The sequence below is a fragment of the Paracoccus shanxieyensis genome, from assembly GCF_009711265.1.
GTDB lineage: Bacteria > Pseudomonadota > Alphaproteobacteria > Rhodobacterales > Rhodobacteraceae > Paracoccus > Paracoccus shanxieyensis.
Genome location: NZ_WMII01000014.1, coordinates 22,745 through 45,529 on the forward strand (window position 1 = coordinate 22,745; position 22,785 = coordinate 45,529).

Annotated in this window: 25 protein-coding genes; 11 read left to right on the forward strand and 14 right to left on the reverse strand. The window is 63.8% G+C overall.

Annotated features, from left to right (window positions below):
• Nucleotides 1-2: 2 nt before the first annotated feature.
• Nucleotides 3-890: a class II glutamine amidotransferase gene (locus tag GL284_RS14550; RefSeq protein WP_155045365.1), complete on the reverse strand. Its 888-nt coding sequence runs from the start codon at nt 888-890 to the stop codon at nt 3-5.
• A gap of 213 nt (nt 891-1,103) precedes the next feature.
• Entirely contained in the window at nt 1,104-1,817 is a 714-nt protein-coding gene (locus GL284_RS14555; RefSeq protein ID WP_155045366.1) for a type 1 glutamine amidotransferase, read from the reverse strand.
• Nucleotides 1,818-2,075: 258 nt separating this feature from the next.
• Here GL284_RS14555 and GL284_RS14560 point away from each other — a divergent pair, with 258 nt between their 5' ends.
• The gene (locus GL284_RS14560) at nt 2,076-2,222 is read left to right on the forward strand and encodes a hypothetical protein (protein ID WP_155045367.1); all 147 of its coding nucleotides are present in this window, start codon (nt 2,076-2,078) and stop codon (nt 2,220-2,222) included.
• A gap of 51 nt (nt 2,223-2,273) precedes the next feature.
• Here GL284_RS14560 and GL284_RS14565 read toward each other — a convergent pair whose 3' ends face one another.
• Entirely contained in the window at nt 2,274-2,573 is a 300-nt protein-coding gene (locus GL284_RS14565) for an Atu4866 domain-containing protein (RefSeq protein ID WP_155045368.1), read from the reverse strand.
• 4 nt (nt 2,574-2,577) lie between these two features.
• The gene (locus GL284_RS14570; RefSeq protein WP_155045369.1) at nt 2,578-3,309 is read right to left on the reverse strand and encodes an SDR family oxidoreductase; all 732 of its coding nucleotides are present in this window, start codon (nt 3,307-3,309) and stop codon (nt 2,578-2,580) included.
• A gap of 95 nt (nt 3,310-3,404) precedes the next feature.
• On the opposite strand from GL284_RS14570, the gene GL284_RS14575 reads away from it, so the two are divergent.
• Entirely contained in the window at nt 3,405-4,298 is an 894-nt protein-coding gene (locus tag GL284_RS14575) for a LysR family transcriptional regulator (RefSeq protein WP_155045370.1), read from the forward strand.
• Between the two features lie 7 nt (nt 4,299-4,305).
• Here GL284_RS14575 and GL284_RS14580 read toward each other — a convergent pair whose 3' ends face one another.
• The 5 genes from GL284_RS14580 to GL284_RS14600 form a co-directional block, all read right to left on the reverse strand.
• Nucleotides 4,306-4,686, reverse strand: a complete 381-nt coding sequence (locus tag GL284_RS14580) for an acyl-CoA thioesterase (RefSeq protein ID WP_155045371.1) — start codon at nt 4,684-4,686, stop codon at nt 4,306-4,308.
• 117 nt (nt 4,687-4,803) lie between these two features.
• Entirely contained in the window at nt 4,804-6,192 is a 1,389-nt protein-coding gene (locus GL284_RS14585; protein WP_155045372.1) for an L-cystine transporter, read from the reverse strand.
• A gap of 167 nt (nt 6,193-6,359) precedes the next feature.
• Nucleotides 6,360-6,764, reverse strand: a complete 405-nt coding sequence (locus GL284_RS14590; protein ID WP_155045373.1) for a type II toxin-antitoxin system VapC family toxin — start codon at nt 6,762-6,764, stop codon at nt 6,360-6,362.
• A complete protein-coding gene (locus tag GL284_RS14595) occupies nt 6,765-7,010 on the reverse strand; it encodes a type II toxin-antitoxin system Phd/YefM family antitoxin (protein ID WP_155045374.1) in 246 nt (81 codons plus the stop codon).
• Between the two features lie 119 nt (nt 7,011-7,129).
• Nucleotides 7,130-8,383, reverse strand: a complete 1,254-nt coding sequence (locus GL284_RS14600) for an MFS transporter (protein ID WP_341870410.1) — start codon at nt 8,381-8,383, stop codon at nt 7,130-7,132.
• Between the two features lie 265 nt (nt 8,384-8,648).
• Between GL284_RS14600 and cyoA the strand changes: the two genes are divergently transcribed.
• The 5 genes from cyoA to GL284_RS14625 are packed head-to-tail and all read left to right on the forward strand — an operon-like array spanning nt 8,649 to nt 13,627.
• Nucleotides 8,649-9,854 (forward strand): ubiquinol oxidase subunit II, encoded by a 1,206-nt coding sequence (gene cyoA / locus GL284_RS14605; RefSeq protein WP_155045376.1) that lies wholly within the window; start codon nt 8,649-8,651, stop codon nt 9,852-9,854.
• Between the two features lie 12 nt (nt 9,855-9,866).
• Nucleotides 9,867-11,876 carry a cytochrome o ubiquinol oxidase subunit I gene (gene cyoB, locus GL284_RS14610; protein WP_155045377.1) on the forward strand — a complete coding sequence of 670 codons (2,010 nt, stop codon included), beginning with the start codon at nt 9,867-9,869 and terminating at the stop codon, nt 11,874-11,876.
• A 4-nt stretch (nt 11,877-11,880) separates the two neighbouring features.
• A complete protein-coding gene (cyoC, locus tag GL284_RS14615) occupies nt 11,881-12,501 on the forward strand; it encodes a cytochrome o ubiquinol oxidase subunit III (protein ID WP_155045378.1) in 621 nt (206 codons plus the stop codon).
• A complete protein-coding gene (gene cyoD / locus GL284_RS14620) occupies nt 12,501-12,884 on the forward strand; it encodes a cytochrome o ubiquinol oxidase subunit IV (RefSeq protein WP_230383092.1) in 384 nt (127 codons plus the stop codon). The genes cyoC and cyoD overlap by 1 nt, the downstream gene beginning before the upstream one ends.
• Nucleotides 12,884-13,627, forward strand: coding sequence for an SURF1 family protein (locus GL284_RS14625; RefSeq protein WP_230383091.1), 744 nt, complete (start codon nt 12,884-12,886; stop codon nt 13,625-13,627). The genes cyoD and GL284_RS14625 overlap by 1 nt, the downstream gene beginning before the upstream one ends.
• Before the next feature lie 5 nt (nt 13,628-13,632).
• Here GL284_RS14625 and GL284_RS14630 read toward each other — a convergent pair whose 3' ends face one another.
• The 3 genes from GL284_RS14630 to otsB are packed head-to-tail and all read right to left on the reverse strand — an operon-like array spanning nt 13,633 to nt 17,518.
• Entirely contained in the window at nt 13,633-14,982 is a 1,350-nt protein-coding gene (locus GL284_RS14630; RefSeq protein WP_155045380.1) for an alpha,alpha-trehalose-phosphate synthase (UDP-forming), read from the reverse strand.
• Nucleotides 14,979-16,778 carry a glycoside hydrolase family 15 protein gene (locus tag GL284_RS14635; RefSeq protein ID WP_155045381.1) on the reverse strand — a complete coding sequence of 600 codons (1,800 nt, stop codon included), beginning with the start codon at nt 16,776-16,778 and terminating at the stop codon, nt 14,979-14,981. Before GL284_RS14635 ends, GL284_RS14630 begins: the two co-directional genes overlap by 4 nt.
• A complete protein-coding gene (otsB, locus tag GL284_RS14640) occupies nt 16,778-17,518 on the reverse strand; it encodes a trehalose-phosphatase (protein WP_196216786.1) in 741 nt (246 codons plus the stop codon). The genes GL284_RS14635 and otsB overlap by 1 nt, the downstream gene beginning before the upstream one ends.
• 186 nt (nt 17,519-17,704) lie before the next feature.
• Between otsB and ada the strand changes: the two genes are divergently transcribed.
• Nucleotides 17,705-18,766: a bifunctional DNA-binding transcriptional regulator/O6-methylguanine-DNA methyltransferase Ada gene (gene ada / locus GL284_RS14645; protein WP_230383090.1), complete on the forward strand. Its 1,062-nt coding sequence runs from the start codon at nt 17,705-17,707 to the stop codon at nt 18,764-18,766.
• Here ada and GL284_RS14650 read toward each other — a convergent pair.
• Entirely contained in the window at nt 18,763-18,942 is a 180-nt protein-coding gene (locus tag GL284_RS14650; protein WP_155045383.1) for a hypothetical protein, read from the reverse strand. The two genes, ada and GL284_RS14650, sit on opposite strands and share 4 nt — an antisense overlap.
• Nucleotides 18,943-19,028: 86 nt before the next feature.
• Between GL284_RS14650 and GL284_RS14655 the strand changes: the two genes are divergently transcribed.
• The 3 genes from GL284_RS14655 to GL284_RS14665 all read left to right on the forward strand — a co-directional run bounded on the left by GL284_RS14655 (nt 19,029) and on the right by GL284_RS14665 (nt 22,321).
• Complete coding sequence (locus GL284_RS14655) at nt 19,029-19,601, forward strand: DUF421 domain-containing protein (RefSeq protein ID WP_196216785.1); 573 nt, start codon at nt 19,029-19,031, stop codon at nt 19,599-19,601.
• Nucleotides 19,602-19,664: 63 nt separating this feature from the next.
• Nucleotides 19,665-20,894, forward strand: a complete 1,230-nt coding sequence (locus GL284_RS14660; protein WP_155045385.1) for a putative DNA modification/repair radical SAM protein — start codon at nt 19,665-19,667, stop codon at nt 20,892-20,894.
• Nucleotides 20,891-22,321, forward strand: coding sequence for a UdgX family uracil-DNA binding protein (locus GL284_RS14665; protein ID WP_341870406.1), 1,431 nt, complete (start codon nt 20,891-20,893; stop codon nt 22,319-22,321). Before GL284_RS14660 ends, GL284_RS14665 begins: the two co-directional genes overlap by 4 nt.
• Here the strand turns inward: GL284_RS14665 and queF are convergent.
• Nucleotides 22,318-22,779 carry a preQ(1) synthase gene (queF, locus tag GL284_RS14670; RefSeq protein ID WP_155045386.1) on the reverse strand — a complete coding sequence of 154 codons (462 nt, stop codon included), beginning with the start codon at nt 22,777-22,779 and terminating at the stop codon, nt 22,318-22,320. The two genes, GL284_RS14665 and queF, sit on opposite strands and share 4 nt — an antisense overlap.
• Nucleotides 22,780-22,785: the final 6 nt, after the last annotated feature.

Here is a 22,785-nt window from a genome sequence, read left to right on the forward strand (position 1 = left end):
GATCAACGCTCCCAGAAATAGACGGTGGCGGGTTCGGGTTCCCAGACGCGGGCATTTTCGATGCCCGGCAGATTGGCCAGGGCGCGGTATTCGCTGCCAAAGGCCACGTAATCCTCGGTCTCGGCCATCACGGCGGGTTTGCAGGCGATGGGATCGCGCACCACGCCGAAGCCGTTCTTGGTGCCGACGACGAAGGTGAAGAAGCCGTCCAGATCGTCCAGCGTGCCTTCCAGCGCCTGACCCAGATTGGCCCCTGCGGCCAGACGGGACGAGATATAGGTCGCGGCGACTTCGGTGTCGTTCTGCGTCTGGGTGGTAAAGCCCTTGGCCGCCAGTTCACGCCGCATCCCGGCATGGTTCGACAACGAGCCGTTATGCACAAGGCACTGGTCCGCCCCGGTCGAGAACGGGTGCGCGCCCATGGTCGTCACCGCGCTTTCGGTGGCCATCCGCGTGTGGCCGATGCCGTGGCTGCCCGCCATGTCGCGCAGCGCAAAGCGTGCGGCGACATCCTTGGGCAGGCCGACTTCCTTATAGATCTCCATCGACTGACCGGCGCCCATGATGCGGATGCCTTTTTCGGTCAGGAACGCGCGAGCCTGCGCCTCGGCACCGTCGGGCAGGGTCAGCACGGCATGGGTGTCGATCACCCGCATCGACACGGGGCCATCCACCGCCGCCGACAGCGCGCTGTCCAGACCGGCGAAGGTGTCGTCCGGCGTGTCGGACTGGACGGTGATCTTCAGCTTGCCGCTGTCATCGCCATAGATCGCGATCCCGGCGCTGTCGGGGCCGCGATCGGTCATGGTGATAAGCATGTCGGTCAGCAACTCGCCCAGTTGCGGGCGCAGATCCTCTTTCTTCAGGAACAGGCCAACGATGCCGCACATGTTCTTCTCCGTGCAAAGAATGTCGTGGGTTGTTGCTTAACAGGAATATGAGTTTCCTCAAATGAAATTATATGGCGCGATGGGAAAATCCGGCGCGGCTCGATGGCTGCATGAAAACCGTGCAGATCGCGTTCCGATTTGCGGATGGAATGGGCGGTCGCGGTTTGGTTTCCCAAGCTGCGACCCCTGTGCCGGTTAAGGCTGGGCGTTCAACTAGCTGATAACGCCGAAAAGATTGTCGTTGATGCTGCGGGCCATGCGGTTGAAGGCTGGCAGGTGTCCTGCAAGTTCGGCCTGCAGTCCCGCCGCGCGGCTTGCGCCCAAGGCGCGCTGCATGCTTGCGGCATATTCGGGAACCGCGCTCCATTCCGCGACGGTGCTGGGCGTCATCTCGATATGGAACTGGATGCCCCAGGCGTGTTGCCCGACGCGCAGGGCCTGCACCGGGCAGGCGGCATTTCCGGCCAGCACGACACCGCCCTCTCGCAAGACCTGCACCTCGGCGCCATGCCATTGAAAGACCTGAAGATCCGGCGGCAGGCCGCGAAACAGCGGATCGTCGCGGCCCGCATCTGACAGCTGCGTCATGGTAATTCCGACCTCGGGCGCGGCCATCAGTCCGACAGTTCCGCCCAAAGCCTGCGCCAGAAGCTGATGCCCCAGACAGATCCCCAGATAAGGCCGCGCCAGATCACGGACCCAATGCCGGATCGCGGCCATTTCCGGCACCAGCCATGGGTGGGCGTCGGTGTCCCAGACATCCATCGGCCCGCCCATCACGGCCAGCAGATCGAAACCTTCCAGATCGGGAATGGCTGCGCCTTCGTCCAGCGCGGCGATATGGACGCTGTGACCGTCTTCGGCCCAGAAATCGCGGAAGATGCCGGGATGTTCGACGGCAAGGTGCTGAAAGACGAGGATCTTCATGCTCATGTCCCGATGGTCGCTGCGCTGCCGCAGATCAGCACCGCGCGGCGCGTCAGGTCAATTCGTCGCGGCGGTTTTCACGCCCCCGCCACGCCCGCTGCCTTTTGCTGCGGCAGCGGGACCAGACCGGGCTAAGGCCTTTTGCCGCAAGCTTAACTTATGTCAGCCGTTGCCATGATGTTCGCTATTTCGGCGGATAACCTGTAAGTTGGAGATATCCCGTCCGAATCATCGAACAGGTGTGATGGAGGGTTTCATGTGGAAAACCCGCGTTCCGACACCGCGCGCGGCCCATTGGTCGCTGCGGAAAAGCATATCGCCCACGATTTGACTGACGAAGAAGTGGATGCCGCGTTCGAGATGATCGTGGCCCAGATCGACGCCGAACAAAAGACGCCTGAATGACGGCGGCCCGTGCCGCCGCCTTTCGACGCATCTTCCGTTGACCAATAAAAATCACTCGCTGCGTGTCATGACCATTCCGGCATGGTGCAGCACGCCATCGACAAAACGCCCATCCGCCGTGAAGCCGGTATCGTCCCAATATTCGATGCGGTCGCCGGTGATCTGGTATCTGCCGGTATAGGCCGCCTCGCGCGTGCCACGTGCCTCGACATATCGGTTGTCGGGGCGCAGTTCCTGACGGACATGCCCGTCTGCCGTGACCCACAGACCCAGATAGGGATGGGCGGTCTGGGCCGATGCCGCCTCAAGGCTGCCTGCGGTCAGCGCCGCGATGATCAGATTGCGCGTCATGGTGTCATCCTTTCATCAATGTGGGGCGCAGGGTGATTTCGTTCACGTCGACATCCTCGGGCTGTTCCAGCGCGAACCGCACCGCGCGTCCGATGGCGTCGGGTTGCAGCGCGATGGCGCGGTATGATCGCATCAGTTCGGCAGCCGCCGGATCGGTGATGGTCCCGGCAAGTTCGCTTTCCACCACGCCGGGATTGATGCAGGTCACGCGGATGTCGGGGCGTTCCTGCCGCAGCCCGTCCGAAATGGCCCGCACCGCGTGTTTCTTGGCGCAATAGACCGCAGCGGTCGGTGAAACCGCCAGAGCCCCGATCGAGGCGATGTTGACGATATGCCCCGCGCCGCGCGCCGTCATTTCGGGCAGCACGGCGGCGATGCCGTAAAGCACGCCCTTGATGTTCACGTCGATCATCCGGTCCCATTCGTTGACCTTTACCGCCGCAAGCTCGGACAGCGGCATCACGCCCGCATTGTTGACGATGGCATCGATCCGGCCCCATTCCGCACGCGCGGCCTGTGCGAACGCGACCAGATCGTCGGGTTGCGTCACGTCCAGCGCGCGGTGCGCGCGGTGCCGCACCTCGCCGCCTTTCGCCCGCAGGTCCTGCGCCAATGCGGCCAGCCGTTCGGTCCGGCGGGCGCCGATCATGATCTTTGCCCCGGCTGCCGCAAGTTCACGCGCAATGCCCATGCCGATCCCGCTTGAGGCGCCGGTGACCAGAATGACCTTGTCCATGACAGTCTCCTTGGTTGGTGTGCCAAGGATATGGCCGTTGCTTTGTCGCCTACTACCTGCCAGGTTCTGGCCTTGGCGGTTAGCAGTGCTGGACAATGACGGATCTGAACCTGTTGCGGATCTTAGATGCCGTTGCGAAAGGCGGCAATTTCCGCGCGGCAGCGGACAGGCTGGGTGTCACACGCTCGGCGGTCAGTCAGGGGATCCGGCGGCTTGAGGACAGTTGCGGCACCGCGCTGGTTAGCCGCACCACGCGCAGCGTGCGCCTGACCGAAGCCGGTGAGCGGTTCCACCTGACCACTGCCGAGGCGCTGGCCGGCATCGACCGCGCCTTTGCCGATCTGGCGCTGGATCAGACCCCGCGCGGCACCTTGCGGATCGCCGTCACCTCGATCGCCGAGCGTTTCCTGTTCGGGCCGATGATCGCTTCATTTCTGGCGGCCTATCCCGATGTGATGCTGGATGTCACCGTGACGGATGACGAATCGGATATCGTGGCGGCGGGGCTGGATGCCGGGATCCGGCTGGGCGAGGTGATCCAGCAGGACATGATCGCCATTCCCCTGACCGGCCCGCAGCGGCAGGTGGCCGTGGCGGCACCGGCCTATCTGGCGCAATACGGCACGCCCCGCCATCCCCGCGACCTGACCGCGCATCGCTGCATCGGCTGGCGGCCATCGCCCGATGCCTCGCCCTATCGCTGGGAATTCGAGGAGGCGGGGCGCGCCTTCGATGTCGCCGTGCCGCCGCATCTGACCACCAATGACATGCAGTTGATGATCCGCACGGCGCTGGCCGGGGCAGGCATCACCTTCGGCATGCACGAGACGTTCCGCCCCTATATCGACAGCGGACAGTTGACGCCGATCCTGCAGGATTTCCTGCCGCCCTTTGCCGGGTTCTATCTGTTCTTTCCCAGCCGCGCGAACATGCCTGCAAAGCTGCGCGCCATGGTCGATCACGTCAAGGCCATGCGGCGGGACGGCTGAGTGCCGATCAGTCGCCTCTGACGGCGCGGGCGCTGCCATCTTCATTGATCGCGACAAAGGTGAAGGTCGCCTCGGTCACCTGCTGGGTGTCGTCGCTGTCGCGTTCGCGCCGCCATGCCTCGACATGGATGCGCATCGAGGTGCGGCCGACATGGATCAGATCGGCGTAAAGCGACACCTCGTCGCCGACCTTGACGGGGCGGTGAAACTTCATGCCCTCGACCGCGATGGTGGCGCTGCGACCGCGTGCGGTCAGCGCGGCGATCGAGCCTGCCGCAAGGTCCATCTGGCTCATCAGCCAACCGCCGAAGATGTCGCCTGCCGGGTTGGTATCGGCGGGCATGGCGATGGTGCGGATGGTCGGATTGACGGGGGGCTGTTCGGGCATGGGCTTGCATTCCTTGGGCTGGCCCGATCCTGTTAGCGCATGGCGCGCATCGCTGGAACCCGTCTGGAAAAAAGCCCCCGGCATCGCGGGGGCCTTTGTGGTTTTTCTGCCTGCGGATCAGGCGTTTTGCAGGTCTGCCGTATCGGTGCTGTCCATGACGGCGCGGTCGGTCTGGCCAAGGATCTGCGAGGTGACGGTCCCCGCCGTCATCGACCCCGAGACGTTCAGCGCCGTGCGGCCCATGTCGATCAGCGGCTCGATCGAGATCAGCAGCGCCACCAGCGTCACGGGCAGCCCCATGGTCGGCAGCACGATCAGCGCGGCCATCGTCGCGCCGCCGCCGACGCCCGCCACACCGGCCGATGACAAGGTGACGATGGCGATCAGCGTGGCGATCCATGTCGGGTCCAGCGGGTTGATGCCGACCGTCGGCGCGACCATCACCGCCAGCATGGCCGGATAAAGCCCCGCGCAGCCATTCTGGCCGATGGTCGCGCCAAAGCTTGCCGCGAACGAGGCGATGGTCGGCGGCACACCCAGACGACGGGTCTGCACCTCGACATTCAGCGGGATCGAGGCGGCGCTGGAGCGGCTGGAAAACGCAAAGCTCAGCACCGGCAGCGCCTTGCGGAAGAAGTTCAGCGGGTTGACCCCGGTCATCGTCAGCAGGATCGCATGCACGCCGAACATGATCGCCAGCCCGATATATGAGGCCACGACGAATTTCCCGAGGTTCAGGATATCGGCGGCGTTCGAGGTCGCCGCCACCTTGGTCATCAGCGCCATGACGCCAAAGGGCGTCAGCATCATGATCAGCCGCACCAGCTGGCCGATCCAGCTTTGCAGCAGGTCGATCAGCGCCAGCAGGCTGCGGCCCTTTTCCGCGTCCCGCTTGACCAGCCGGATCGCCGCGACGCCAAGGAAGGCCGCAAAGATCACCACCGAGATGATCGAGGTCGGGTTTGCGCCGGTCAGATCCGCGAAGGGATTCTTCGGGATGAAGGACAGGATCAGCTGCGGCACAGTCAGATCGGCGACGCGTGGGGCATAACTGCTTTCCAGCGTCGAGAGCCGCGCGGTTTCGGCAGCGCCCTGCACCAGCCCCTCGGCGGTCAGGCCAAAGATCAGCGACATGGCGATGCCGACCGCCGCCGCGATCGCGGTGGTCAACAGCAGCGTGCCCAGCGTCAGCGTCGAGATCTTGCCCAGCGACGAGGCGTCATGCAGTTTCGACACCGCATTCAGGATCGCCACAAAGACCAGCGGCATCACGATCATCTGCAACAGCTGCACATAGCCATTGCCGACGATATTGACCCAATTGATCGTGGTCTGCAGCGCGGGCGCGTCATGGCCATAGATCAGTTGCAGCACGACACCGAACAGCGTGCCAAGGATCAGGGCGATGAACACCCGGACAGACAGGGAAAGATCGCGGCTTTGCAGGCGGAACAGCCCGTAAAGCAACGCGGCGAACACAACCAGATTGATAAGCACTGGCGCCATGACGCATCTCCGGCAATTGTTGGAAGCATATGGTAGTGATGGCGGCACGCGGTGGTAAGACCTGCCGCCGAAATAAGCATAGGCTCATCGCCTTGACGCGGAAGGTGATGAAAAAGTTCCGGTTTTACCGTGCGGGCCGGAATGGAATCGGGCGATTCCCGCGTGGATCAGGCAAACGGGTCGGTCAGACGGCAGCCCGAGGGCCGAAAATCGGCGATATTGCCGGTCACGACCGTTGCATCCCGTGCAAGGGCGGTTGCCGCGATCAGCAAATCGGCACCGGAATGACCGATCCGCGCGGAAAGCCTGCCCCAGATCAGTGCCTCGTCCGCGCCGAAAGGCAGCAGCCGGTCGGCGAAAAGCGTCGTCGTGCGCGCGATCCAGTCGCGCAGGTCGCGGGCAAAGGGCGGGTTCAGCTCTTCCTGCCGGGCGATGCCGCGTTCGATTTCGCCCAGTGTCACCACGGACAGGTGCAGTTGCGTTTCATCCTGACGCGCCAGCCATGCGGCGACATTCGGGCTGCGCTCGGGGCGGCGCAGCGCCGACAGCACGTTGGTATCCAGAATCAGCATTCAGAAACTGACATCGCGCGGCGTGATCTGGGGGCGGGGGCTGTCGGGATCGCCGGGAAAGCTCAGCAGATGCGTGATGAAAGAGCCACGCTTTTCCCCGGCTGCGGCCCGCATCCGGGCATATTCATCCGCCGACAGCACGACAACGGCAGGCTTGCCCCGGCGCGACACCTCTTGCGGTTGCCCGGCAAGGGCTGCGTCCACCACGGCGGAAAAGCGGTTCTTGGCGTCCTGAAGCGTCCACATGGCATTGCCCTTCATCTAGCTAGCTAGCTATCTAGATAGTACCTTTTCGGTGGGTTTTCAAGAAAAACGCCCGGCAAGCTTTCGCTGCCGGGCGTCCGAATGTCGTGGTCAAGATCGCCTCAGCTGGCGCGGGCCATCACCCGGCGCGCATAGCGCAGCGCCAGAATGGTGCAGACCGAACCCGACAGTAGATACAGGCCAGCAGCCCACAGACCCAGCCATGCCGACAGCGCCAGCGCGGCCAGCGGGGCAAAGCCCGCACCGAACAGCCATGCCAGATCCGACACCACGGCCGAGCCGGTATAGCGGCGGCTGGCCTGGAACAGCGATGCGACCGCACCCGAGGACTGGCCGAAGCTCAGGCCCAGAATGATCGCGCCGACCGTCATATAGACCGCTTCACCGAACTTGTCGCCCAGAAGCAACAGGGGGGCGATCACGGCGAATACCGCAATGGCGATGGCACCCCGATACAGCAGTTTGCGGTGGCCGATGCGGTCCGCGATCACGCCCGAGGCGATGACGGCAAGAAAGCCCCATGCGGCGGCAATCGCCTCGATGATCAGGAAGCTGGCGGGGTTGTCGTTGGTGTAAAGATAGACCCAGGACAGCGGGAACACCGTGACGATGTGAAACAGCGCAAAGCTGGCCAGCGGCACGAAGGCCCCGATCAGGATGGTGCTGCCATCCTGCCCGAAGGCCGCGCGGAAGCTGGAGGGCTTCAGCTCATTCGAATCGAAGGCTTCGGTATATTCCGGCGTGACCACGATCCGCAGCCGGGCAAACAGCGCCACGACGTTGATCGCGAAGGCCACGAAGAACGGGTAACGCCAGCCCCAGTCAAGGAAATCCGCCTGGCTCATGTTGTTCAGCAGATAGGCGAACAGCAGGGCCGCGACGCCCAGCCCGACAAAGGCGCCAAGCTGCGGCACCATGACATAAAAGCCACGCTTGCCCTGCGGTGCGTTGATCGCCAGCAGCGAGGGCAGGCCGTCCCATGCGCCGCCAAGCGCAAAACCCTGGCCGATTCGCAGCAGGCACAGCACGAAGATCGAAGCTGCGCCGATGTTTTCATAGGACGGGATCAGACCCATGCCGACGGTCGAGGTGCCCAGAACGAGCAGCGCCAGCGTCAGCTTGGTGCTTTTGCCATAGCGGCGGTCGATGACGGTGAAAAAGGCCGTGCCAAGCGGGCGTGCAAGGAAGGCCAGCGCGAAGACCGCGAAGGACCAAAGCGTCGCAGTCAGCGGATCTGCAAAGGAAAAATACCGATGCGGGAATACGATGACCGATGCGATGGCGAAGACGAAGAAGTCGAAGAATTCCGACGACCGGCCGATGACGACGCCGACCGCGATATCGGATGGCGACACGTGATGATCGGAATTCGCCTCGCGGGGCAAGGAGGAGTGTGAGTTTGCTGCGCTCATGTCTGGCTGACCTCTGTAGGACCCGACGGGGGAGGCGAGGGGGCGTTTGGGGGCAATAGAGGCCGCGAAACTCTAATGGTCAACCGTCATGTTCAAGGTGTAAGGGGTGTGGCAAATTGTCCTATGTCTGCGACCGGCCCCATCCCTTAGGGGGTAGAGCCCACCGATCCCCTCCTTTTCTCCCCTCTGAGGTGAGGTAACGGCTATCATGCGTAAACTCCCCCGCTTGGCGCGCTTTGTCGCGCTTGCCCCGCTTTTCCTTGCCTTGGCCGCCTGTAAGATGGAGGTGCTCAAGCCCTCCGGCGACGTGGCCGAGCGTCAGAAGGACCTGCTTCTGACCTCGACCTGGCTGATGCTTATCATCATTATTCCGGTGATGCTGCTGACCGTCCTGTTCGCATGGCGCTATCGCGCATCGAACAAGAACGCGACCTACAAGCCCGACTGGGACCATTCGACCAAGTTCGAGCTGGTCATCTGGGCCGCGCCGCTGCTGATCGTCATCTGCCTTGGCGCGATGACCTGGGTCGGCACGCATCTGTTGGACCCGTATCGCCCGCTTGACCGCATCGCGGAAGGCCAGCCGGTACCCGATCAGGATCCGCTGCGCGTCGAAGTCGTCGCGCTGGACTGGAAATGGCTGTTCATCTATCCCGAACAGGGCATCGCCATGGTCAATGAAATGGCCGTGCCGGTTGACCGCGAGGTGGAATTCAGCCTGACCTCGACCTCGGTGATGAACGCATTCTACATCCCTGCGATGGCGGGCATGATCTATGCCATGCCGGGGATGGAAACCAAGCTGCACGGCGTCTTCAACAACCCCGGCGAATATCAGGGTCTTGCCTCGCATTATTCGGGCGCAGGCTTCTCTGGGATGCGCTTCAAGGCACATGCCGTGGATCAGGCCGGTTTCGACGCCTGGGTCGACGAAGCCCGCGCCAGCGGTGCCAATCTGGACCGCGCGAAGTTTCTGGAACTGGAAACGCCCAGCGAAAACGTGAAGCCCACGCCTTTCGGCGAGGTGGACCCGTCGCTGTTCGACCGCATCGTCAACATGTGCGTCGAAGACGGCAAGATCTGCATGGCCGAGATGATGGCGCTTGATGCGCAAGGCGGCACGGGTCTGGCAGGCACCATGAACATGGCGCAGCTGACCCATGACAAGGATGTGCGTCGCGGCGTGGCCCGGCCGGTCTTTGGCAGCCAGCCCTTCATGGTCACCGGCTTCTGCACCCCGGCCGACAGCGCCAAGATGTTTGCCGACCTGCGCGAGAACGCGCCGGTCATCCGCAAGGACCAGTCGCCGATGCGCGGCATCGCCTTGCCCCGCCCCGAAAACCGCCTTGGCATCGAAATGCCGCGGATCATCCAGGACGCTCGGCGCGATGACGCCGCCGAGCCGAAACTCTGACCGGAGTCCCAGATGGCCATTCCTGCCAATGTCGAGACTACCTTCCTTCTGGGGCGCCTGAACTTTGACGCCATCCCGAAGGATCCCATCGTTTGGATCACCTTTGTCGGTGTGGCCATCGGTGGCGCGGCCCTGCTGTGGGCGCTGACGAAATTCAAGCTCTGGGGTTATCTCTGGAACGAGTGGTTCACCTCGATCGACCACAAGAAGATCGGGATCATGTACATGATCCTTGGCCTGATCATGTTCGTGCGCGGTTTTGCCGACGCCATCATGATGCGCGCCCAGCAGGCCATGGCGTTCAACGGCAGCGAAGGCTATCTGAACGCGCACCACTATGACCAGATCTTCACGGCGCATGGCGTCATCATGATCTTTTTCGTGGCGATGCCCTTCGTCACGGGTCTGATGAACTATGTCGTGCCGCTGCAGATCGGCGCCCGCGACGTGTCCTTCCCGTTCCTGAACAACTTCTCGTTCTGGATGACGGTGGGCGGCGCGGTGATCGTGATGGCATCGCTGTTCGTGGGTGAGTTTGCGCAGACCGGCTGGCTGGCCTTCCCGCCGCTGTCGGGCATTGCCTACAGTCCCTATGTCGGCGTGGACTATTATATCTGGGGCCTGCAGGTCGCCGGGGTCGGCACGACGCTGTCGGGCATCAACCTGATGGTGACGATCCTGAAGATGCGTGCGCCCGGCATGACCATGATGAAGATGCCCGTCTTCACCTGGACCGCCTTCTGCACGAACATCCTGATCGTGGCCTCGTTCCCCATTCTGACCATGACGCTGATCCTGCTGACGCTGGACCGCTATCTGGGCACGAACTTCTTCACCAATGACCTTGGTGGCAACCCGATGATGTATATCAACCTCATCTGGATCTGGGGCCACCCCGAGGTTTACATCCTGATCCTGCCGCTGTTCGGCGTGTTCTCGGAAATCACCTCGACCTTCTCGGGCAAGCGCCTGTTCGGCTATACCTCGATGGTCTATGCGACGGTCTGCATCACGGTGCTGTCCTATGTCGTGTGGCTGCACCACTTCTTCACCATGGGCTCGGGCGCATCCGTGAACTCGTTCTTCGGGATCACCACGATGATCATCTCGATCCCGACGGGCGCGAAGATCTTCAACTGGCTGTTCACCATGTATCATGGCCGGGTCCGTTACGACCTGCCGATGATGTGGGTGATCGCGTTCATGCTGACCTTCACCATCGGCGGCATGACCGGCGTTCTGCTGGCCGTTCCTCCGGCGGACTTCGTGCTGCACAACTCGCTGTTCCTGATCGCGCACTTCCATAACGTCATCATCGGCGGCGTGGTGTTCGGGGTCTTCGCGGCGATCAACTTCTGGTGGCCCAAGGCCTTCGGCTTCAAGCTGAACGTGTTCTGGGGCAAAGTCAGCTTCTGGTGCTGGGTCATCGGCTTCTGGGTTGCCTTCACGCCGCTCTACATCCTTGGCCTGATGGGTGTGACCCGCCGGATGCGCGTCTTCGACGATCCCAGCCTGCAGATCTGGTTCATCATTGCAGCCTTCGGCGCGGTGCTGATCGCGGCTGGCATCGGAGCGATGTTCCTGCAGTTCGGCATCTCGATCTGGAAACGCAACGAGCCGGAATACCGCGACAACTCGGGCGATCCGTGGGGTGGGCGTTCGCTGGAATGGGCGACTTCGTCGCCGCCGCCCAGCTATAACTTCGCCTTCACCCCTGTCGTGCACGGGCTGGATGCCTGGTCCGAGATGAAGGCTGCCGGCGCCCAGCGTCCCAAGGCCGATTACATCCCGATCCACATGCCGCGTTACACCGGCTCGGGGGTGATCATCGCCGCGCTCTGCACCGTCTTCGGCATGGCCATGATCTGGTATATCTGGTGGCTCGCGATCGTGTCCTTCATCGGCATCGTCGGCTATTCGATCTATCACACCTTCAACTACGACCGCGATTACTACATCCCCGCCGATGAGGTCCGGGCCGTGGAAGACGCGCGCGACCGTCAGCTGGCACAGGGGGCCTGAGACGATGAGCACCGCAACCCAACTGCAAGCCCCGGCCGATTACTGGGAAACCGAGCCGCATCATCACCCTGAAGGCGCCTCGACCAATATCGGCTTCTGGGTCTATCTGATGAGCGACTGCCTGATGTTCGCGGTTCTTTTCGCGACCTATGGCGTGCTGCACGGAAACTTTGCGGCCGGTCCCGGCCCCAAGGATCTGTTCGACCTTGAGCTGATCGCGCTGAACACGGCCATGCTGCTGTTTTCGTCGATCACCTATGGTTTCGCGATGATCGCGGCCTACAAGGGCAACAAGCAAAGCACGCTGCGCTGGCTGGGTGTGACGCTGTTCTTTGGCCTGTGCTTCCTGGCGATCGAGCTTTACGAGTTCCACCACCTGATCCATGTCGGGGCGGGACCGCAGCGCTCGGCCTTCCTGTCGGCCTTCTTCACGCTGGTCGGCACGCACGGTCTGCACGTCACCTTCGGCTCGATCTGGCTGGTGACGCTGATGGTGCAGGTTTACAAGTTTGGTCTGCATCAGGCCAATATGCGCCGCCTGATGTGCCTGAGCCTGTTCTGGCACTTCCTTGACCTGATCTGGATCGGCGTCTTCACCTTTGTCTATCTGATGGGGATGATCTGATGGCACATTCGCACAACCATCATGACGCGCATCACGGCCATGGCGATCATGCCGAACACACCACCTATCGGGGCTATGTGACGGGCTTCGTCCTTGCCGTGATCCTGACGGTGATCCCGTTCGGGATCGTCATGGGCGGCGGCTTCGACAGCCGGTTCTGGACCATCGCCGTGGTGGTTCTGTGTGCCGTGGCGCAGGTTCTGGTCCACATGATCTATTTCCTGCACATGGACAGCAACGCGGAAGAAGGCTGGACGCTGCTGTCCACCATCTTCACCATCGTTGTCGTGGTCATCATGATCGCAGGCTCGCTATGGGTCATGTTCCACCTGAACACCAACATGATGCCGCAGATGAACCACGAATTGCAGGTCATGCCGTGATGAACGAGGACGCGACCCCGGACGGGTCGCGCGGGCCCAGATCGAAAACGGTCTGGGCGCTGACGGCGCTTGCCATGATGGCAGGCGTCGTTGTGCTTCTGGGGCTGGGCATCTGGCAGGTGCAGCGTCTGGCCTGGAAAACCGATCTGATCGCCCGGGTCGAGGCGCGGGTGACAGCCCCCGCGACCCCGGCCCCCGGCGTCGAAAACTGGGACGACATCACCGCGCAGGCCGATGAATATCGCCGCATCGCCGTGTCGGGCAGCTTCGATTATGCCGATGAGGTGCTGGTGCAGGCCGTCACCTCGCAGGGCGCGGGCTTCTGGGTCATGACCCCGCTGGCCACGCCCGAAGGCTGGTCGGTCTGGATCAACCGGGGCTTCGTGCCCTCGGACCGACGCGAGGCGTCGCAGCGCAGCCGCCCCGAAGGCGTGCAGCAGATAACCGGGCTTTTGCGCATCACCCAGCCGGATGGCGCGTTTCTGCGCGCGAATGATCCGGCGGGCGACCGCTGGTATTCGCGCGACGTGCAGGCTTTGTCGGACACGTTCGACGTGCCCGACCATGCGCCCTATTTCATCGACGCAGATGCGGGGCAGGCCGGGCAATTGCCGGTGGGCGGGCTGACGGTCGTCAGTTTCCGCAACAACCATCTTAGCTATGCGCTGACATGGTTCGCAATGGCTGCGGGGCTTGCGGCGGGCGCATTCTATGTGCTGCGCCGCGACCGCTCGCAGGACTGAAGCGACTAACCGGCCAGATCGCGCAGGAAGGTTTCCGACCAGACCGCGACCGGATGCGCCTCAAGACGCGCCATCATGCTGGCATGGCGCGTCCGCCGTTCGTCCATGGGCATGTCCAACGCCCGCGCCATGGCGTTCGACACATCGGCCACGTCATAGGGATTGACGATCAGCGCCCCGTCCAGCTCTGCCGCCGCCCCGGCGAATTGCGACAGGACCAGCACGCCCGGATCCTCGGGATCCTGCGCCGCGACATATTCCTTGGCGACAAGGTTCATCCCGTCGCGCAAGGGCGTCACCAGCCCGACCTTTGACAGCCGATACAACCCCGCCAGCAGGCTTTGGCTGAAGGCGCGGTTGATATAGCGCACCGGCACCCAGTCCAGCGTGCCATAGCTGGCATTCAGCCGGCCCGCACGCTCGGCGACCTCTTGCTGGATGCGGTCATAGCCCTCGATGCCGCTGCGCGAGGCGGGGGTGATCTGCAAGAAGCTGACGCGGTTGTGCAAGGCGGCGCGGTTTTCCAGTAGATGCTCGATGGCGCGCAGCCGTTCGGGCAGGCCCTTGGAATAATCCAGCCGGTCCACGCCGATCACCATCTCGCGCGGGCCGAAGCGCTGATGCAACTCGCGGATGCGGGGCAGGTTCTCGGCCCGGCGGGCGCGGCTCGAAAAGCCCTGCGTGTCGATCGAGATCGGATAGGTGCCGATCCGCGTGCCGCGCGGCGTGGTGCTTGCCTCAAGATCGGGGCGCGCGGCATCCAGCGCGGCGCGCAGGTTGCGGGCATCGGTGGCGGTCTGCAAACCGATGACATCATAGGCCAGCATCGAGGCCAGCAGCTTGCTGGCCTTGGGCATGGCGCGGAACAGATCCTGCGCGGGCCACGGGATGTGGTGAAAATAGCCGATGCGGTTCTGAACGCCCCGTTCGCGCAGCGCCTGGGCCAGCGGGATCAGGTGATAGTCATGCACCCAGATCACGTCATCGGGCCGCAGCAGGTCCAGAAGCTCATCGGCGAACCTGCCATTCACCGACAGATAAAGGTCCATGGCGGTGCGGGTATATTCCAGAAGATCGGGCCGGTAATGGCACAGGGGCCACAGCACGCTGTTCGAGATACCCTCGTAATAGCCCGAGACTTCCTCGGCGCTCAGGTCCATCGCCGCATAGGTGACATTGCCAAGATCCTGCAGGCTGACGCCCTTGGCGGGTTTGTCCAGCGTCTTGCCCGACCAGCCCAGCCACAGCCCGCCGCGGGTCTTCAAAGCCGCTTCCAGTGCCACGGCAAGGCCGCCTGCCGCGACGCCTTTGCCAAGCGCGGGCAGGCGGTTCGATACGACGATCAGCCGGCTCAAACCACGTCCTCCCACTTCCGCGACAGCTTCCATGCCGCATTGATCAGCCCCACCATGGAATAGGTCTGCGGGAAGTTGCCCCACAAGGTCTTGCTGGACACGTGAATGCCCTCGGACAAAAGCCCCAGCGGCGTGCGCTGCGCCAGCACCTCGGCAAAGATCTCGCGCGCTTCGTCGTGGCGGCCAAGGCGGCTCAGCGCCTCGATCAGCCAGAAGGTGCAGACGGTGAAGGCAGTTTCCGGCGTGCCGAAATCGTCGGGCGCCTTATAGCGGAACAGGTGATGGCCCTGCCGCAGCTGCGTCTCGATCGCGGCCACGGTCGAGCGATAGCGCGGATCCTGTCCCGTGGTGAAGCCGATTTCCGGCATCAGCAGCAGGCTGGCATCCAGGTCGTCACCGCCGAAGGCCATGACATAGGATTGCAGCTTTTCGTTCCAGCCATAGGCCTCGACGGCCTCGCGGATCTTGGCGGCCTCGGCCCCCCAATAGGCGGCGCGGTCGGGCAGGTTCAGATGCGCCGCGATCCGTGCCAGACGGTCGCAGGCGCCCCAGCACATCATCGCGGAATGGGTGTGGATGCTTTCGCGGCTGCGGAATTCCCACAGCCCGGCATCGGGCGTGTTCCAGCGCGCCACGGCCTGATGGCCCAGCATTTCAAGCCGCTGGAACAGGTCCACGCCGCCCATGCGGGGCAGGCGCTGGTCGAAAAACGCCTGACTGACCGCCAGAATGACCGAGCCATAGCCGTCATTCTGCACTTGCGTATAGGCGGCATTGCCGCGCCGCACCGGCAGGTTGCCGCGATAGCCACCAAGGCCAAGACAGGTCTCTTCGGTCAGCACATGTTCATGCCCCAGCCCGAACAGCGGCTGCATATAGCCCTCGGGCGCGCTGGTGGCGAGGTTTAGCACATAGGCAAGGTAGTCCTCCATGGTCTTGGTGACGCCCAGCCCGTTCAGCGCCTTGACCGTGAAGAAACTGTCGCGCAGCCAGCAATACCTGTAATCCCAGTTGCGCGTCGTGCCTTCATATTCGGGGATCGAGGTCGTCAGCGCCGCGACGATCCCGCCGGTTTCTTCGTATTCGCACAGTTTCAGCGTGATCGCGGCGCGGATTACCGCCTCTTGGTAATCGGGGGGAATGGTCAGCGACCGCACCCAGTCGATCCAGTAATCCTGCGTGCGTTCCAGAAAATGCATGGCAATGGCGTGGGGCGCATCGCTCAGCGGCTCATCCGGGCCCAGCAGGAAGACATGCGGGCGGTCCAGCAGGAAAGGCGTTTCGTGTAGCACGAATTCGATCGGGGCCGAGGTGGTCAGCCGCATTTCCTCAAGGCCCATCTCATAGCGCAGATGGTTGCTGCCGCGATGGATGCGCGCGGCTTTTTCGCCGTAATCGTGGCGCGGGCGCAGGCGCACGGTGATGCGGGGCATGCCCTCCAGCGGCTCGACGATGCGCACAAGCGTGCGCCCCCGGAAGGTGCGGCCCCGGTCGCGGAAGCGCGGCATGAAATCGGTGATGCGCAGCCGGTTGCCCTGCGCATCGGTCTGGTAGGTTTCCAGAATGGCGGTATTTCTGCGATAATTCCGGCTGACATGCGTCATCTCATCGCAGCGGATCGACCAGATGCCGGTTTCCGGCCCGGATTGCGGCTCCAGCAGGCCGCAGAACACCGGATCGCCGTCAAAGCGCGGCAGGCACATCCAGCAGACATCGCCATAGGTGTTCAGCAGCGCGGCTGTGGTGGAATTCCCGATCAGCCCCAGATCCAGCGAGGCGGTATGTTCCTGCACCATTACGCGGCCAGCCTTTCCGACAGCCACGCCGCCAATGCGGCAGGCCCGGCAAGGCGCAGGTCGGCAGGCAGATCCCGTTCCCCCAGCGCGACCGCGATGCCGCCGAAATCGCGCGCGGCCTGCAACATGGGCAGATCGTTCAGGTCGTCGCCGAAGGCCACGGGGCGGCGGTCGGCAAAGGCCGGCTCTGCCATGAACCGGCGCAGCGCCACGCCCTTGTCGTCGCCTACCGGGCGGATCTCGGCCACGCATTTGCCATGCTGCATCCGCCAGTCCGGCCCTAGCGCTGCAAGCGTCTGATCAGCGGCGCGCGACATGACCTCGGCCGCGCCCGGTGCGCCGCGCCAGTGCAGCGCAAGACCCGCGCCCTTGTCTTCCAGAATCGCGCCCGGATGGGCCGCGACCAGATCGGCCAGCGCGGGCAGCAGCGGACGGATCACCGCCATGCGCACCGCATCCTGATCGGTCCGGGCGATATCGCCGGGAAAGTCGCTGCCATGCAGCCCTGCGACGGGAATATCGCCCAGCATCGGCGCCACCTCATCGCGGTGGCGTCCGGTGATGATGGCGACCGCGCCGCGCGTGCGTGCGCTGAGGCGCGCCAGATCCCCGGCCAGTTCCCCGGCCAGACTGACATTGGCCGGATCATCGACCAGTTCGGCCAGCGTGCCGTCGAAATCAAAGAAAAAGGCGTGTCTGTCCAGATCCAGCGATCCGAATTGCAGGGCGATATCCTTCAAGGCTCTCTCCGTCATTCCGCTGGCGCGTTTCCGCGCCGTCGCCACCTAAAGCCCCGGCATCGCACATGGGTTCCGCCCTTTGGCGCTGCCTTGCGGGCGGGCCGGATTTGACAGCAACCCGTGGGAGGCAGTGCCTGCGAAATGCCCTTAAGCCGGACTTCATCATCATGAGGAAGTTGCTATATCATGTTCATGGCCAAGGATCAAAACCTGCCCCCTGACGCATTGTGGCAAGCCGTTCTGGATCGCAATCCGGCTTTGGACGGGCAATTCTGCTATGGCGTGCGTACCACCGGCGTCTATTGCCGGCCGTCCTGCCCGTCGCGTCGCGCCAAGCGCGAAAATGTGACGTTCTTTGCCGATCCCGACGCGGCCGAGGCGGCAGGCTTTCGCCCCTGTCTGCGCTGCCACCCCCGCGCGCAGACCCCGATGCAGGCCAATGCCGAGCTGATCGCTGCCGCCTGCCGCATGATCGAAGACGCCGATGCGCCGCTGCCCACCGCCGATCTGGCCGCGCGGATCGGCCTTAGCCGCTTTCATTTCCACCGCCAGTTCAAGGCCGTGACCGGCATGACGCCGCGCGCCTATGCCGCCGCCCATCGCGCCGACCGGATGCGCCGCGGGCTTCAGGACCATGCCAGCGTGACCGGGGCGATCTATGATGCGGGGTTCAACTCCAGCAGCCGCTTCTATGCCACGGCGGATCAGATTCTGGGCATGGCGCCCGACACCTATCGCAAGGGCGGCGCCGACAGCGAAATCCGCTTTGCCATCGCGCAATGCGCGCTGGGGGCGATCTTAGTTGCGGCCAGCGACCGGGGCATCTGCGCCATCAGCATGGGCGATGCGCCGCAGCCGCTGCTGACTGAATTGCAAGAGATGTTCCCAAAGGCCCGGCTGATCGGCGGAGATGCGGCGTTCGATCTGCTGGTGGCTCAGGTCGTGGGCTTTGTCGAAGCGCCGCAGATCGGGCTGGACCTGCCGCTGGACATTCGCGGCACGGCCTTTCAGCAGCGCGTCTGGCAGGCGCTGCGCGATCTGCGCCCCGGCGAGACCGCAAGCTATGCCGACATCGCCCGCCGCATCGGCGCGCCGGACGCCACGCGCGCCGTTGCGGGGGCATGTGCGGCCAACAGGCTGGCTGTGGCCATTCCATGTCACCGCGTGGTCCGGGCCGATGGCGCGATCTCGGGCTATCGCTGGGGCGTGGCGCGCAAACGCGCGCTGCTGCAGCGCGAGGCGGATTAGCGTCCGCGCTGCACGAACAGCGCAAAGGCCAGATACAGCCCCGCTGCGGCAAAGCCCGCGCCCCAAAAGAATTGCCGGTTCCACAACTCGACCCCGGCCCATGCCAAGGGGGCTGCGACGCAGATCAGGCGGACCCACAGGCGGTCGAAAAACGGATTGTTCGGATCTATCAGCATGGGCTTTCTGTATCCCGCATCGCGGCGCGCCGGAACCCCATTCGTGGCTGGAGGATTTGGTTTCGCTACCCAGCCGGAGCCGCGCCATGCTTGAAGACCTGCACCGCATCTTTCTTGGCGATCAAAGCCCGGCCTTTCTGGCCGAAGTCCTGTTCCGCACGGTGATCGTCTATTTCTATACGCTGGCGCTGATGCGCTGGATCGGCGGGCGCAGTGTCGCCCAGCTTTCCATCGTCGAGTTCCTGCTGGTCATCGCCATCGGCTCGGCCGTGGGGGATTCGCTGTTTTATCCCGATGTGCCGCTGATCCCGGCCATGCTGGCGATCCTGCTGGTGGTGCTGTTCAACAAGGCGGTCGATCAGATGATCCTGCGGTCCGACCGCATGACCCGCGTGCTGGAGGGCGAGCCGCAGATCGTCGTGACCGATGGCAGGCTGCATCATGACCGGCTGCGCAGTCAGGGCATCAGCATGTCCGAACTGTTCATGAAGCTGCGCGACAAGGGCGTCACCGACCTTTCCGAGGTGCATCTGGCCGTGCTCGAGCCGAACGGCATGCTGTCGGTGCTGACCCATGGCCGCAAGGATCAGGCGCAGGCGCTGGCGCTGTTTCATCCCCCCGCCGTCAGCCATGACCGCATCACCCCGCCGCCCGCTTGATCTTTGATAGCCCCGGCGCGGAACCGTTGCCGGATGGGTCCAGAACATTTATAGAACATTCCTATGAAACGCGATTTGCAGCACCGTCTGGCGATCCTTGCCGATGCGGCGAAATACGATGCCTCCTGCGCCTCCAGCGGCAGCACGCGAAGGGATTCGCGCGGTGGCGGCATCGGCTCGACCGAGGGGATGGGGATCTGTCATGCCTATGCGCCCGACGGGCGCTGCATTTCATTGCTGAAGATCTTGCTGACGAATTTCTGCATTTTCGACTGTGCCTATTGCATCAATCGCAGTTCCAGCAACGTCGAACGCGCCCGCTTCACCCCGGAAGAGGTGGTCTGGCTGGTGCTGGAATTTTACCGCCGCAACTATATCGAAGGGCTGTTTCTGTCCTCGGGCATCGTGCGCTCCGCCGATCATACGATGGAGCAGCTTGTCCGCGTGGCGCGCGATCTGCGGCAGGTGCACGGCTTCAAGGGATATATCCATCTGAAAACCATTCCCGAAGCCTCGCCCGCCCTGATCGAAGAGGCGGGGCTTTATGCCGACCGGCTGTCGATCAATATCGAACTGCCCACCGATGCCGGGATCGCCGCGCTGGCCCCCGAAAAGCAGCCTGGCCAGATCCGGCGCGCCATGGCCGGGCTGCGCCTGAAAATCGAAGAAAAATCCGACCCGACGCTGCAAACCCGGCGCAAGCAGCGCTTCGCGCCGGCTGGGCAGTCCACCCAGATGATCGTCGGCGCGGACGGCACCAGCGATGCGGGCATTCTGGGATCCAGCGCGCGGCTTTATGGCAGCTATGGGCTGAAACGGGTGTATTATTCGGCCTTCAGCCCGATCCCGGATGCCTCGGCCAAGCTGCCGCCGTCAAAGCCGCCGCTGCTGCGCGAACATCGGCTGTATCAGGCGGATTGGCTGTATCGCTTTTACGGCTTTTCCGTCGAAGAAATCACCTCGGCACGGCCCGATGGCATGCTGGATCTGGACCTTGATCCGAAACTGGCCTGGGCCTTGGCGCATCGCGCGGATTTTCCCGTCGATATCAACCGGGCCCCGCGCGAGACTCTGCTGCGCGTGCCGGGGCTGGGGGCCAAGACCGTCAACGCCATTCTGGCCGCGCGGCGCCATCGCCGCCTGACGCTGGAGGATCTGGGCCGGATGCGCGTGTCCGTGCGCAAGGTGCGCGCGTTCGTGTCGGCCGGGGGCTGGACTCCCCTGCGGCTGATCGACCGCGCCGATCTGCGCGATCTGTTCACGCCGCCGCCGCAGCAACTGGCCCTGCTGTGATACGGGTGCGGCTGTCCGCGCAAGCCGATCCGCTGGCATGGCGACAGGCGGCGCGGGCGCTGGTCATGGCGCGGATCGCCCCGGATGCGGTCGATTGGCAGATGGGCGCGGGGCGCGATCTGTTCGGCGGCGACGATCCCTTGCCCGCGCCGCCCCCCGGCGCCATCCCGCCGCGTGTGCCCCGCGTCTTTCCGGGCCTGTTGGCCACCGCGATCTGTCACGCCGATCCCGCGCGCTTTGCCCTGCTGTATCGGCTGCTATGGCGGCTCCAGACCGAAAGCGGCCTGCTGGAGATCGCCCCCGATCCCGACGTGCAGGCGCTGCACCGCATGGTCAAGGCGGTGCGCCGCGACAGCCACAAGATGCATGCCTTCGTCCGCTTCCGCGAAATGCCGGGCGATGACAGCCGCCGCCGCTTTGTCGCGTGGTTTGAACCCGACCATCACATCATCGCCCATGCGACGCCCTTCTTTGCCCGCCGCTTTGCCGATATGGATTGGCTGATCCTGACGCCAAAGGGCAGCGCGCGCTTTCACGAAGGCCAACTTCACACCGATGAGATTGCCGCGAAAAAGCCCGATCTTGAGGATGCGACGGAACAGCTTTGGCGGACCTATTTCAGTTCGATCTTCAATCCGGCGCGGCTGAAGGTGAAGGCGATGCAATCCGAAATGCCGCGCAAATACTGGAAAAACCTGCCCGAGGCCGAACTGATCCCCGGCCTGATTGCGCAGGCGCAATCGCGCGTCACGCAGATGCAGCAACAGCAGGCCAAAGCGCCGCCCGCCTTTCACGCCGCGATCCAGTCGCGCCGCCCGGCAGCCCGGCCCGCGCCTGCCGATCCGTGGTCCGCCCTGCGCCATGATGCGGCGGCCTGCACACGCTGCGGTCTGCACGCGCAAGCGACGCAGACCGTGCTGGGCGAAGGCCCGCAGGACGCAGCCCTGATGATCGTCGGCGAACAGCCGGGCGATCATGAGGATCTGGCCGGGCGCCCCTTTATCGGTCCTGCCGGGCAGATCCTTGACCGCGCGCTGGGGCAGGCCGGGCTGGACCGCAGCCGCATCTATCTGACCAATGCCGTGAAGCATTTCAAATTCGTGCCGCAGGGCAAGCGGCGCATCCACCAGCGTCCGAATGCCGGTGAGGTGTCGCATTGCCGCTGGTGGCTGCAGCGCGAAATCGAACAGGTCCAGCCGCGCCTGATCGTCGCCATGGGGGCGACGGCGCTGCTGGGCCTGATGGGGCAGGCGGGCAAGATGACCGACCTGCGCGGGCGGCTGATCCCCGGCGCACCGCCGGTGCTGCCGACATGGCATCCGGCCTATCTGTTGCGTCTGCCCGATCGCGCCGCCGCCGAGGCCGAGACGGCGAATTTCACCCGCGATCTTGAACTCGCTGCCGCCGTGCTTGCCAAAGCCGCCTAGCCGCGCCCGCGATAGGGCGGCACGCCCTGATCGGGGGTCCAGACGCCTTCGGGGATGGCGCCGGTCTGCCAGAACACGTCGATCGGGATGCCGCCGCGCGGATACCAGTAACCGCCGATCCGCAGCCAGCGCGGGGCAAGAAAATCGCTCAGGCGGCGGGCGATGCTGATGGTGCAATCTTCGTGGAATGCGCCATGGTTACGAAAGGATCCCAGAAACAGCTTCAGGGATTTGGACTCGACCAGCCAGTCGCCTGGCACATAGTCGATGACCAGATGCGCGAAATCCGGCTGCCCGGTCATCGGACACAGCGAGGTGAACTCGGGCGCGGTGAAGCGCACATTGTAACTGACATCGGCCTGCGGGTTCGCCACCCGCTCAAGCACCGCTTTTTCGGGGCTTTCGGGCATCACGGTCGCGCCGCCCAGCTGGGTCAGGTTCTGATAGATATCGGACATGAGAAT

Bases quoted from the DNA above. Each gene is read 5' to 3' on its own strand.
- GL284_RS14550 (WP_155045365.1), bottom strand. From the start codon at position 890: ATGTGCGGCATCGTTGGCCTGTTCCTGAAGAAAGAGGATCTGCGCCCG.
- GL284_RS14555 (WP_155045366.1), bottom strand. From the start codon at position 1,817: ATGAAGATCCTCGTCTTTCAGCACCTTGCCGTCGAACATCCCGGCATC.
- GL284_RS14565 (WP_155045368.1), bottom strand. From the start codon at position 2,573: ATGACGCGCAATCTGATCATCGCGGCGCTGACCGCAGGCAGCCTTGAG.
- GL284_RS14570 (WP_155045369.1), bottom strand. From the start codon at position 3,309: ATGGACAAGGTCATTCTGGTCACCGGCGCCTCAAGCGGGATCGGCATG.
- GL284_RS14575 (WP_155045370.1), top strand. From the start codon at position 3,405: ATGACGGATCTGAACCTGTTGCGGATCTTAGATGCCGTTGCGAAAGGC.
- GL284_RS14580 (WP_155045371.1), bottom strand. From the start codon at position 4,686: ATGCCCGAACAGCCCCCCGTCAATCCGACCATCCGCACCATCGCCATG.
- GL284_RS14585 (WP_155045372.1), bottom strand. From the start codon at position 6,192: ATGGCGCCAGTGCTTATCAATCTGGTTGTGTTCGCCGCGTTGCTTTAC.
- GL284_RS14590 (WP_155045373.1), bottom strand. From the start codon at position 6,764: ATGCTGATTCTGGATACCAACGTGCTGTCGGCGCTGCGCCGCCCCGAG.
- GL284_RS14595 (WP_155045374.1), bottom strand. From the start codon at position 7,010: ATGTGGACGCTTCAGGACGCCAAGAACCGCTTTTCCGCCGTGGTGGAC.
- cyoA (WP_155045376.1), top strand. From the start codon at position 8,649: ATGCGTAAACTCCCCCGCTTGGCGCGCTTTGTCGCGCTTGCCCCGCTT.
- cyoB (WP_155045377.1), top strand. From the start codon at position 9,867: ATGGCCATTCCTGCCAATGTCGAGACTACCTTCCTTCTGGGGCGCCTG.
- cyoC (WP_155045378.1), top strand. From the start codon at position 11,881: ATGAGCACCGCAACCCAACTGCAAGCCCCGGCCGATTACTGGGAAACC.
- cyoD (WP_230383092.1), top strand. From the start codon at position 12,501: ATGGCACATTCGCACAACCATCATGACGCGCATCACGGCCATGGCGAT.
- GL284_RS14625 (WP_230383091.1), top strand. From the start codon at position 12,884: ATGAACGAGGACGCGACCCCGGACGGGTCGCGCGGGCCCAGATCGAAA.
- GL284_RS14635 (WP_155045381.1), bottom strand. From the start codon at position 16,778: ATGGTGCAGGAACATACCGCCTCGCTGGATCTGGGGCTGATCGGGAAT.
- ada (WP_230383090.1), top strand. From the start codon at position 17,705: ATGTTCATGGCCAAGGATCAAAACCTGCCCCCTGACGCATTGTGGCAA.
- GL284_RS14650 (WP_155045383.1), bottom strand. From the start codon at position 18,942: ATGCTGATAGATCCGAACAATCCGTTTTTCGACCGCCTGTGGGTCCGC.
- GL284_RS14655 (WP_196216785.1), top strand. From the start codon at position 19,029: ATGCTTGAAGACCTGCACCGCATCTTTCTTGGCGATCAAAGCCCGGCC.
- GL284_RS14660 (WP_155045385.1), top strand. From the start codon at position 19,665: ATGAAACGCGATTTGCAGCACCGTCTGGCGATCCTTGCCGATGCGGCG.
- queF (WP_155045386.1), bottom strand. From the start codon at position 22,779: ATGTCCGATATCTATCAGAACCTGACCCAGCTGGGCGGCGCGACCGTG.